At 44.7% G+C, this 11,553-nt stretch carries 9 protein-coding genes; all 9 read right to left on the bottom strand.

The features are described 5' to 3' along the window. Window positions 1-77 precede the first annotated feature (77 nt). The 9 genes from purF to K0625_RS00765 all read right to left on the bottom strand — a co-directional run bounded on the left by purF (window position 78) and on the right by K0625_RS00765 (window position 11,529). Window positions 78-1,592 (bottom strand): amidophosphoribosyltransferase, encoded by a 1,515-nt coding sequence (gene purF, locus K0625_RS00725; RefSeq protein ID WP_220107912.1) that lies wholly within the window; start codon window positions 1,590-1,592, stop codon window positions 78-80. A 102-nt stretch (window positions 1,593-1,694) separates the two neighbouring features. Continuing rightward, window positions 1,695-2,183 (bottom strand): CvpA family protein, encoded by a 489-nt coding sequence (locus K0625_RS00730; RefSeq protein WP_220107913.1) that lies wholly within the window; start codon window positions 2,181-2,183, stop codon window positions 1,695-1,697. Between the two features lie 128 nt (window positions 2,184-2,311). Next, window positions 2,312-2,917, bottom strand: a complete 606-nt coding sequence (locus tag K0625_RS00735; RefSeq protein ID WP_220107914.1) for an SPOR domain-containing protein — start codon at window positions 2,915-2,917, stop codon at window positions 2,312-2,314. A 28-nt stretch (window positions 2,918-2,945) separates the two neighbouring features. Beyond that, complete coding sequence (gene folC / locus K0625_RS00740; protein ID WP_220107915.1) at window positions 2,946-4,211, bottom strand: bifunctional tetrahydrofolate synthase/dihydrofolate synthase; 1,266 nt, start codon at window positions 4,209-4,211, stop codon at window positions 2,946-2,948. Between the two features lie 64 nt (window positions 4,212-4,275). Further along, window positions 4,276-5,061 (bottom strand): tRNA pseudouridine(38-40) synthase TruA, encoded by a 786-nt coding sequence (truA, locus tag K0625_RS00745; protein WP_220107916.1) that lies wholly within the window; start codon window positions 5,059-5,061, stop codon window positions 4,276-4,278. A gap of 435 nt (window positions 5,062-5,496) precedes the next feature. Beyond that, entirely contained in the window at window positions 5,497-8,658 is a 3,162-nt protein-coding gene (locus tag K0625_RS00750; RefSeq protein WP_220107917.1) for a FimV/HubP family polar landmark protein, read from the bottom strand. A gap of 190 nt (window positions 8,659-8,848) precedes the next feature. Then, window positions 8,849-9,865 (bottom strand): aspartate-semialdehyde dehydrogenase, encoded by a 1,017-nt coding sequence (locus K0625_RS00755; protein WP_012325593.1) that lies wholly within the window; start codon window positions 9,863-9,865, stop codon window positions 8,849-8,851. A gap of 2 nt (window positions 9,866-9,867) precedes the next feature. Beyond that, the gene (locus tag K0625_RS00760; protein ID WP_220107918.1) at window positions 9,868-11,031 is read right to left on the bottom strand and encodes a 4-phosphoerythronate dehydrogenase; all 1,164 of its coding nucleotides are present in this window, start codon (window positions 11,029-11,031) and stop codon (window positions 9,868-9,870) included. 60 nt (window positions 11,032-11,091) lie between these two features. Next, the gene (locus K0625_RS00765) at window positions 11,092-11,529 is read right to left on the bottom strand and encodes a DUF3069 domain-containing protein (RefSeq protein ID WP_220107919.1); all 438 of its coding nucleotides are present in this window, start codon (window positions 11,527-11,529) and stop codon (window positions 11,092-11,094) included. Window positions 11,530-11,553: the final 24 nt, after the last annotated feature.

Raw genomic sequence — 11,553 nt, forward strand, 5'->3', positions numbered from 1 at the left:
AATGAAAAACCGACCTGTTAAGATCGGTTTTTATCAAGCAATATTAAATCATTTAACGTAACTAAACCCTAAAGTGATTAAGGGTGACACACATTGTGCAGCTCAAGGTTAGTCCCGATATCTTTGCTTCGATTCGCTTTAGCATCATCATTACGTAACTTTGTAATATGGTCCAGATAAGCCTGATCCACATCGTTAGTGATATAGTTGCCGTCAAATACTGAGGTTTCGAAACGTTTAATCTCTGGGTTTTCCATACGAACGGCTTCAGCAAGATCTTCCAAATCTTGGAAGATCATCCCATCGGCGCCAATCATCTTACTGATCTCATCCACATCTCTGCCGTGAGCTATCAGCTCACTTGCCGTTGGCATATCGATACCATAGACATTAGGGAAGCGGATTTCTGGTGCTGCAGAAGCAAAGTACACTTTCTTAGCACCCGCTTCGCGAGCCATCTCAATAATCTGTTCAGATGTTGTACCACGTACTACAGAGTCATCCACAAGCAGTACATTCTTGCCTTTAAACTCAACCCCAATAGCGTTAAGTTTACGACGTACTGACTTCTTACGCTCCTGTTGACCAGGCATAATAAAGGTACGGCCAATGTAGCGGTTTTTCACGAAACCTTGGCGGTATGGAAGCTCTAGATGACGTGCAATCTCAAGTGCTGTGTCACAAGAGGTTTCTGGGATCGGAATAACCACATCAATATCATGGTCCTCCCACTCTCGCTTAATCTTCTCACCCAATTTTGCGCCCATATTAACGCGGCTACCATAGACAGAAACCTTATCGATAGTGGAATCTGGGCGGGCAAAATAGACAAACTCAAATAAGCAAGGTGCATAACTTGGCGTGTGCGCGCACTGTTGAGTATAGAGTTCACCATCAAGGGTAATGTATACCGCTTCACCTGGTGCGACATCACGCATCAACTCAAAACCAACGGCATCTAGGGCAACGCTCTCAGAGGCAACCATATACTCAGTGCCAAGTTCAGTTTCCTGTTTACCCAGTACCAGTGGACGGATCCCGAAAGGATCACGGAACGCCACTAAGCCTTGCCCAATAATAAGAGCGGTTACCGCATAAGCACCACGTGTCAATGAGTGCACTTTAGCAACAGCGTCAAACACCTCTTCAGAGCTTAAACTCTCATTCTTGCACTGCTGCAACTCATCGGCGAGTAAGTTTAATAATACTTCAGAGTCAGATGTCGTATTAACATGACGACGTCGCTTAAGTAGAAGCTCGTGCAATTCGACTGTGTTGGTCAAGTTACCGTTATGGGCAAGCGAGATCCCAAATGGCGAGTTAACATAGAAAGGCTGAGCTTCCGATGCACTCGAACTTCCAGCCGTAGGGTAACGAACATGCCCTATACCCGTTTTACCCTGTAGACGCTGCATATGTTTAGCTTCAAACACGTCTTTTACCAGACCATTGGCTTTGCGCAACCTAAACGCATTACCATCTACAGTCACGATACCAGCAGCATCTTGACCGCGATGCTGGAGTACAGTTAATGCATCATAAATTGGTTGATTAACCGAAGTTCGGCCAACTATTCCGACAATACCACACATGGGTAAGCTTCCTCATTGTAAGATGTTCTGATAATTATAATCTTTAGCCACTCCAAGCCGATTAAATCGGTATATGAAGTGGCATATAATGCTTATTGCATTTTATATTTTAGGTACAAAGCTTGAGGTGTTTTCCAAGTAATCAAAAAACCACTGGATAACAACACCGAATTCAGGGACAAGTTTAGAACTCTGCCACCAATCCGTATTGGGCGAGCCCGTAAACGCATCCATAAAAAAGAGTAAAGCACTGACAATCAGTGCGCCTCTTAAGGCGCCAAAACATAGACCTAGGACTCTATCTGTCCCAGAAAGGCCCGTTTTCTCGACTAATTGCCCAATAAGATAATTTACCAAGGCGCCAAGAATTAATGTCGCAATAAAAAGAATAGCAATAGCAACGCCATTACGTAGCATTTCATCTTGCATCTGGGTGAGATAAACGGAGAGATCTTGATAAAACTGACTCGCAACAAAAAAAGCTGCAAACCAGACCACAAGTGACATGGCTTCTTTAGCAAAGCCTCGAAGCAAACTGATAAGAGTCGATACTCCTATAACAGCGAAAATGGCGTAATCAATCCAAACCATTGAAAAAGTAATCCAGCAAAGGAGTTAAGACGGCGGGATTTTACCAGAGACTGAAAACATTCTCACCTTAATGATGCAAAAGATTGTTTCAATCTCTGACCACAGTTTTCTGGTTAAGCGCTTTGCGCTTAAGAAGCGGTCGGAACGTAGCTCACGATACGGCCCGACAACTTAGTAATTTTTTTAATGTCAGCGCTTTGGGCTTGCAGCTTAGCCTTTGACACATTAGGGCCAACAAACACCTTAGTTAACTGACCATCGACTGGCTTTTCCGGTAATGTATAAGCAGTAAAGCCTTTTTCTCTCAGCTGCTTAACAAGCCCGTTGACGTTAGAGGCATTTTTAAAACTGCCCAGCTGTAAAGTGTAAGCCGATGCCGCGGGCTTGTTAGCTTGAGTCGTGGCCACTTCAACGGGCTTACTCTCAACCACGGCTTTATTGGCCACCTGAGTTGAAGATTGCTGAGCCGATGCTTCTTTTTCCTCAATCTCTTGCACCAATTGATCTAACTCATCGGCAGCGGGCTCAAACGCCTGCTCTTTTTCACTCAGGTCAACAGTTTTAAACTCTTGATCTGGTAATTCAAGTGATTCCACTTCTGGACGCAGGGGGATCTCTGCAAACTGCTCAGCCTGATGCTCCTTTTTACCATCGAGAATATCGGGTAGAAAGATCACCCCCAATGCGACAAGAACAATCACTCCGACCAAACGATTCTGAAAATGACTAGACAATGTATCTCCCTAAAAATCCATTCAATACTTAACAGTTTAGTGGCAAGGCTTTAAATTCGGCCACGGTATAAAAAGAACCAAACACGATAACGGCATCATCAGGAGTAAGTAAAGCACTAAGCTCACTCCACGCAACTCCCAGACTAGCATAATGTGAAGAGGAGGCTGTAGCGCTTAATGCCGCCTGTAGCAGTTTAGGATCCGCGCTTCTATCAGTCTCAAGTGCAGTGAAGGCCCAATGGTCAACCTGCTCCTCTAGCACCTTGATAACCTCACTAGCATCTTTATCTTTTAACATGCCACACAACGCAAATAAACGTTTAGATTTAAATCGCTTTAGCTGTGTAGCCAGATAACGTGCAGCGTGAGGGTTATGTGCGACATCTAATATCACTAATGGTTGCTGAGAAACAATCTCTAACCGCCCCTCTAAACGAGCAGACCTTAGGGCTTTTTTGATTATCTCAATGGAGATGTCAGGCCAGCCTAACTCAATGACAGCAAGCGCAGTGGCTGCATTAGGCAGTGGCAGCTGAGGTAGAGGCAATCCTGATATTGCGCGACTAACTCCACTAAAATCCCACACTTCACTATTATGTTTATTCACTTGATAGCTAAACTGCTCATTCACGCGGTAGAGCTCTGCCCCTTTATGCTTGACCACTTCAAACAAGCTAGCCGGAACATCAGGCTCACCGACTACAGCGGGTTTACCGTTCCTGAAAACGCCCGCTTTCTCAGCCGCAACTGAGTCTCGCGTATCCCCAAGGTACTCTTGATGATCAAGGTCGATAGAGGTGACGACGGCAATATCGGAATCGATAATATTTGTCGCATCTAACCTCCCACCTAAGCCTACCTCAAGCAAAATAATATCTAGCTTATCAGCTTTAAACAGATAGAGCCCCGTGAGTGTTGCAAACTCAAAAAAACTTAAGGAGATATCCTCTCTGGCAGCATTAATAGCAGCAAAAGCCTCAATTAAAAGACTATCTGATGCATCCTCACCATTGATCCGCACGCGTTCATTGTATTTCAGAATATGAGGAGAGCTATATACACCAAGCGTGTACCCTGCCTGCATTAAAATCTGCTCAAGCATGGCGCAGGTGGTACCTTTACCATTAGTCCCTGCAACGGTAACGACTTTGGTTGTCCCTAAGTCTCGCAAACCAAGACGATCGGCAACCGTCGAGACGCGCGCTAACCCCATATCAATCTCAGTTGGGTGTATCGCAAGCAAGTAATCTAACCATAGCGTTAAACTGGCATCTGTAGCTGGAGCTTTAGGCATAATTTATCGTTCTTAATTAATGAATACACCACACAGTGGAGTGAATTGAGCAATATAATTCAGATTAATCCAGCATAAACAGAGGCCCTAGGGCCAACTTAGGCAACTGAAAATGCTCAGGGTAAGTGACATCAACCATATACAAACCATTAGGTTTTGCGGTTGGTGCAGCTTTACTCCTATCTTTCAATGCCAGCAGCTCAGGGATCCACTCATGAGTTTGGTGGCCTAAGCCAACCTCAATCAAGGAACCAACAATATTTCTAACCATATGGTGTAGAAATGCATTGGCTTTAATGTCGACGCAGATATACATCCCCTGACGGGTCACATTCACCTCATGAACATTACGATTAGGCGTTTTTGATTGACAGTGAAGCGCTCTGAAACTGGTAAAGTCATGTTCACCCACAAAGTGTTGTGCCGCCTCATGCATCTTGTTCTCATTAAGATGAGTTCTATAGTGGCTGACCCCAGAGCGTAAGATCCCAGGACGTAGTTGATAGTTATAGATCATATAACGATAGCGGCGCGCCGTAGCAGAAAAACGAGCATGAAAATCTTCATCGACTACTTTTGACCATCTCACAGCAATATCGTCAGGCAGACTAACATTGACACCTAAGGTCCAAGCAGACTCTTTACGTATCGCATTAGTGTCGAAATGAATAACTTGGCCTGTTGCATGAACACCTGTGTCCGTCCTACCAGCACAATGAACACTAATTGGTTCATTAGCCACTTTGGAAAGTGCTCTCTCTAATTGAGCCTGAACTGAGTCAACCTCAACTTGACGCTGCCAGCCAAAATACTTACTGCCATCATATTCGATACCTAACGCTACTCGCATACAACCTCTTAACCCTTTCTAGCCACTGCTCAACCCTTCAGTATAAAGCAGCAGTATTGCTCAAATCTATTTAGGGGCGGGATTCTAACATAATGAAATACCAATCTCATATACCCAAGCTACTTGGAAATGCAGGATTCAGTGGGAATTTAATGCACTTTAGGCAAGGCATTGATTGTAGGTAATGGCTACTCCCTTGGCAAAATCAATAACGCAGCATAAAGTGCATTAAACCCATCGTAGAAGGCTTTGCGCAAGCCCACTTCGTTGTTGCATTCGCTTAAAAGGGAGTAACCATTCCTACGCAAATGCGTCTAGAATTGAACTCGCACAACGCCTCTGAAACGAGCATTCTCAGGTAGTTTGGGTATATGTATAAAATAGATAAAAAAATGGCGCCAACTGGCGCCATTTATCAGTAAACGAGTATCTACATTAGCCGAGGGTCTTGATTAAACCTTGAGCTTCCTCTTGTTGTCTCTCATTACCATCTAACTGCACCTCTTTAAGCAAGGCCATGGCACTGTCATTATCGTCAATCTCGATATAGGCTCTGGCAAGATCTAATTTGGCGTTGACTGAGTTCTCCTCATCATCAACATCCACCATAGAAGCATTACCCATTAAGCTATCAAGCTCTCCCATATCAACATCAAGCTCTTTATATTGATCAACCTCATCACTCTCTTCATCAGCCTCATTCAACAATCGATCAATATCGATGAAGCCGTTATCTTTTTGGAATGTAGTCAGATCATGTTCATCAACTTGACTCGCCGATGGTTCAGCTTTCTCCTGAGCATCTAACGCCGCTAAAGCTTCATCAACGGTTATTTTTCCTTCGTCAGCAAGTGATAGATCAAAGTCATCATCACTTTGCTCTTCAATAACATCAGAAAGATCAACCACCTCAGATGGCTGTGATTCATTAACATCAACAGCATCGGTTAATGCACCGTCCCACTCAAGGCTATTATCACTTTTTGACTTATTGCTCTTTAGATCGCCAAAGAAGTTATCCTCTTTAGGAGCTGGCTTCTCCTCCTCTACTGACTTCAGATCGGCCAGTAGTGCATCAAGGGCTTCATCCTTTTGAGGCTCAACGTGTTCTTCTATCTGTACATCGTCGCTCTGCAGCGCCTCAGCCGGCTCATCGAAGCCATCGAGTAGAGAGTCCAGATCCGCATCATCTAAGGTGTCTTCAGCATCTTCACTTAAATCGGCAGCTTCGGCCAACTGAGGAGTTTCAGTTGCCTCTGCGTTTTCAGTACTCTCAAGATTCTCAGTGCTCTCTGGCTCATCAAAACCAGCAAGCAACGAGTCCAGATCTGCATCATCAATCTGCTCATCAACAGATTCTGTTAACTCGGCGGCAATCTCTGCGCTCAAATCAGCTTCTTCGGTTAATTCGGGCGCTTCAGTTACTTCAGCACTTTCTGTATTCTCGGCACTGTCAGTCTCATCAAAACCTGCAAGCAGTGAGTCAAGATCCGCATCATCGGCCTGCTCATCAATAGATTCAGTTAACTCAGCGGCAATCTCTGCGCTTAAATCAGCTTCTTCGGTTAATTCGGGCGCTTCAGTTACTTCAGCAGTTTCTGTATTCTCGTCACTTTCAGGCTCATCAAAACCTGCAAGCAGTGAGTCCAGATCCGCATCATCGGCCTGCTCATCGATAGATTCAGTTAACTCAGCGGCAATCTCTGCACTTAAATCAGCGTCTTCGGTTAATTCAGGCACTTCAGTTACTTCAGCACTTTCTGCGCTCTCAGTACTTTCAGCAGTTTCTGTATTTTCGTCACTTTCAGGCTCATCAAAACCAGCAAGCAGCGAATCAAGATCGGCTTCATCAACTGGCTCATCAACTGTGTCAGTTGCTAATTCGGCTGCGATCTCTTCACTCAGCTCAGCTTCTTCAGATGTTTCATCACCTTGAGATTCATCAACTCCTGCCAATAAGGAGTCTAGATCCGCTTCATCAACCTGCTCATTATCAGCCTTCCCCGCTAGCTCTGCAGCTATCGCCTCATTAAGATCTTCACCGCTGTCTTCATCTTGGCTCTCCTCGGCGGGGAGATCAAACTCCTCAAGAAGTGAGTCCAGATCGGCTTCTTCACTCTGAGCTTCAGGCTCAACTTCCGTTTCACCTATCCCCTCAAGTAGGGCATCTAAGTCCTCTTCCTGTTCAGTCGATTCTGGCTCTGACGCCGTTTCTGTTTCATTGATATCGGTTAGCAATGAATCCAGATCAGTTTCAGCAGCATCTGGCGTCTCCTCTTTCTCGTCGACCCCGAAGTCTTCAAGAAGCGAGTCTAAGTCCTCTTCCCCTTCGCCATCTTGCTCTCCCATAGCTTCAGCCCAAAGCTCATCGAGGGACTGTCCTTCATCTTCGACATCAAGGTCGCTCTCCCCTTCAATTTCAGTCTCACCTGGATCGACAAACATCTCATTCGCCATATCCATCTGATCTGAGTCAACTTCCATCTCAACTTCTGGTTGCAACTCACTAGAATCGACATTCATTAAGGAGTCGAGAGAGTCTTCATCCTCCTCTGTATCAAGGTGGACAGCCATATCATCAGGAGTTTCACTCTCACTCACAGCCTCTTCTGCAGTCGGTGCTGGAGCCGACTCAGCCTCACCGTCTACACTCTTCTCTTCACTCTCCTGCTGCTCACCTTCATTTCGACGACGCTTTAAGAATAACCAAAGTAAAATTAAGAAGATAAATGCAGGAAGCGCAGCGCCAAGAATAAGAGCGACAGGATTGCTCATCAGCTCTTTCCACTTGATCTCATCCTCTTGAGGAGCTGGAAGCTCCATCTCAGCCAATCTCTCTTTCAGTGCTTCAACATCTGCAGCCAAAGATTCATTTTTTAATCGGCTTGCTTGAAGTTGCTCCTGTAAAACAGCAATCTCCTCATTGAGCAGATCCACTTTCCCAGTCAAGGCTTCAATATCACTGCTACTAAGACTGAGCTCATCTTGAGCTCTCACTAGTTCATCTGTCAGTTGCAGGTTTTTATCTTCGGATGCGTCTAGCTTGGCCTGCAGATCACTGTTTTGCACTGTGTCATTGGCGCTTTTCGGTGTCTCACTTACAGACTCAGCCTTAACAGAAGCCGACTCTGGCTGCTCTGTTTTTACTGGCTCAGCGGCAGTTGTGCTCGGCTTTTGAGCTGCAACAGGCTTTGCAGTGATCTTTTTCCAACCAGCATCATTTCGCTCCGCGCGCTGTTTTGCCATGCTCTTAGGGATCGCTAACATCACCTCTTTAGAGGGGATAAGCAGTATCATCCCCTTCTCTAAACTGTTGTAATTTGAGTTAGTAAAGGCGTGTGGATTGGCGTCATAAATGGCGCCCATTACCTGATAGATGCTAACGCTAGCATCAGGCTGCATCTTCTGAGCTATACTCCAAAACGTGTCAGAAGAGCGAGTAGGACCATATTGCCTAGTGGTCTCCCTGACCTCACCGTCTGGACCCGTTATCTTTAAAGGTTCAGCAGCAGATACAGTCTGTTCAATGGAGCTGATAACTAGGACAAGTAATATTGAGGCAATCAAACCGACTAGATACGGAGTGCGAAAGTTCATTCATTCTTCCCTTTCAAGCGTAGCGGGCAGCTCACAGGAGCATAGCTTTAGGCAATTGTATTTATTGAGATTACTATAAACCAGAAATCAATGGTCTGCTACTGTTCACAATTCAAAAACAAGTGCAAATATAAAAAAAGCCTGCAAATTGCAGGCTTTTTCAACAAAACAGGCATAAATCAGCCTAGAACTAGTAATAATCTCTTATTAATACTTCGGCTATCTGTATGCTATTAAGCGCAGCACCTTTTCTAATATTATCAGAGACAACCCACAGGTTAATGCCATTTTCATGTGATATGTCTTTACGTACACGTCCCACATAAACTGGATCACATCCAGCGGCATCGGTCACCACGGTTGGATACTCTTCATCCGATTCAAACAGCTCAACACCCGGCGCATCTCGCAACACAGACTTAACATCTTCGGCGTCAACAGGTTGCAGAGTCTCTAGATGTATCGCTTCTGAGTGACCATGGAAAACAGGAACGCGAACAGCAGTTGGGTTAACAACTATGCTCTCATCGCCGAAGATTTTCTGGGTTTCCCAGACCATCTTCATCTCCTCTTTCGTGTAACCATTATCCATAAACTTGTCGATATGAGGCAGCGCATTAAAGGCTATCTGCTTAGGATAAGCCTTTGGCTCTATGGGTAAGCCCTGAAGCAGCTTAGCACACTGACTCGCCAGCTCTTCTATTGCTTGCTTGCCAGAGCCTGAAACTGACTGGTAAGTCGCAACATTGATACGTGAGATCCCAAATGCATCATATATCGGCTTAAGGGCCACCAACATCTGAATCGTAGAACAGTTTGGGTTAGCGATAATATTTCGATTACGGAAATCGGCAATAGCCTGGGGGTTCACCTCTGGTACTACAAGAGGAACATCGATGTCATATCTAAAGTGAGAGGTGTTGTCGATAACAACACAACCATGCTCTGCAGCAATTGGTGCCCATTTAGCCGATACATCTCCACCAGCCGAGAAAAAGCCTATCTGAGCCTGAGACCAGTCAAACTTATCGACATCAAGAATTTCTACCTGTTTACCGTGGAAGCTTACCGTATTCCCAGCACTACGACTGCTGGCAAGAGGGAATAAATTCGCGACGGGAAAATTGCGCTCTTCGAGGATCTCAATCATAGTTTGACCCACAGCACCCGTAGCACCTAATACGACAACATTAAATTCTTGCGACATAATTACCGACCGACTCCTGAATATCCTAAATTGAGCAACCAATCTACCTCAGATTGACCCGCAGTTGCTAGCGTTAACGCACTAAATTCACGTCTATGCTTGTGATTTTTTCTCATAAGGTCAAACCCATTGTTATTAGAGGAATTAACAGGGGCTTTTTTTGATGGATCTTCAAGCAAAGTGGCTCTGAATAACGCATCGTCATCACGAAGGTCATAAACAAAGCGACAAAGCTGTAATAACGCTTTTTCAGAGGGCTCCTTGGTCAATGTCAGCAGCTCAGTCCAAAAAGTGGGTAAAAGCGTCATCATCTCTTTCTCCTCCAGTTTCCCCAACACCTGCACCAACTTCTGATAAAGCATATAAGTGCCCCGCGCCTTTCCCTCTAAGCTATAACCTGCAATATGGGGCGTAGCAAACTCTACATAGGGGATCAGTTCACACATGGGATTTGGCTCCCCCTCCCATACATCAAGCACCACTTTAATATCCGCTCTTTGCTGTTTGACGCTTATCAAAGCGCGGTTATCTATCACCTCTCCTCGACAGCAGTTCAATAACCAAGTGTCAGCATTAAGACTATTTAATCTACTCTCGTCGAACAGATACCAAGTTTTATACTCACCACTCTTAGTGATAGGCACGTGTAGGCTAATAATATTTGCGCGAGTGATAAGCTCATCTAACGAAACAAAATCACGAGGATCGCTTTTTTCAATCAAGGGATCATGTAATAGCACTTCAACGCCATAGGCTTGTAAACATCTGGCCACCGCACTCCCAGTATTACCAGCGCCGACAATCCCCACCACTTTATCTTTCAGACTGGTACCAAATCGATTAGCCAACTCCAACATAGCGATAAAAGCAAACTCGCCTACCGCCGTTGCATTACAACCTGGGGCATTTGAAAAGGAGATCTGACGCTGAGCCAGATACTCGGTATCGATATGATCTGTCCCTATTGTCGCGCTACCCACAAAGGTTAACTGACTATTCTTTGATAGTAATGATGCATCGACTTGAGTCACCGAACGTACCAGCAATACATCGGCATCTTTTACCATTTCAGCAGTTAAGCTACGGCCATTCACCGTTTCAATGGTCCCTAAGTCCCCGAACAGCTCTTGTACATAAGGCATGTTTTCATCGGCTATGATTTTCATTTTGTTCTCAAAAAGTCAGTGAATAATAGGATGTCACAATTCTAACAAATTGAAATAGAGTTACTTTCCATCAACCACAGCACGAATGCTATTAAGCAGTGCTCTATTCGTGCGCGCTTTCTTTAATTTCTTCGAACTCTCTTTTAATGATTCATCGGAGATACGAGTAAAAATACCGCTGTATTCATTTTCCGCTATCGCATCATCTGTATCAGCAACTTCAGAGATATCCTGAGCAACACGGCTTAATTGTAACCAGGCATTAGCGATATAAAATCCATGAAAGTCTGCCTGAGGTAACAAGTTTCTCGCACTATTTGGCAACGCTTCCCACCCCTTGATGAACTTCTCATCACTGTCTTCCAATAACTCATTACATAGATTGGCGTAGGCTTCAAAAAGATTCTGTGGGATCTGCTCCATTGGAATAACAAGATTACACACGTTTAATGATACTTGCTCTACGCGTGCTTTATATTCTGGGGTTGTCTCTATCATGGTTTACTCAATATGGTTTCAAAA

The organism is Shewanella nanhaiensis (assembly GCF_019457885.1).
Taxonomy (GTDB): domain Bacteria; phylum Pseudomonadota; class Gammaproteobacteria; order Enterobacterales; family Shewanellaceae; genus Shewanella; species Shewanella nanhaiensis.

Coding starts and splice junctions, on each gene's coding strand:
- truA (WP_220107916.1), bottom strand. CDS start 5,061: ATGCGAGTAGCGTTAGGTATCGAATATGATGGCAGTAAGTATTTTGGC.
- K0625_RS00750 (WP_220107917.1), bottom strand. CDS start 8,658: ATGAACTTTCGCACTCCGTATCTAGTCGGTTTGATTGCCTCAATATTA.
- folC (WP_220107915.1), bottom strand. CDS start 4,211: ATGCCTAAAGCTCCAGCTACAGATGCCAGTTTAACGCTATGGTTAGAT.
- K0625_RS00765 (WP_220107919.1), bottom strand. CDS start 11,529: ATGATAGAGACAACCCCAGAATATAAAGCACGCGTAGAGCAAGTATCA.
- K0625_RS00760 (WP_220107918.1), bottom strand. CDS start 11,031: ATGAAAATCATAGCCGATGAAAACATGCCTTATGTACAAGAGCTGTTC.
- purF (WP_220107912.1), bottom strand. CDS start 1,592: ATGTGTGGTATTGTCGGAATAGTTGGCCGAACTTCGGTTAATCAACCA.
- K0625_RS00730 (WP_220107913.1), bottom strand. CDS start 2,183: ATGGTTTGGATTGATTACGCCATTTTCGCTGTTATAGGAGTATCGACT.
- K0625_RS00755 (WP_012325593.1), bottom strand. CDS start 9,865: ATGTCGCAAGAATTTAATGTTGTCGTATTAGGTGCTACGGGTGCTGTG.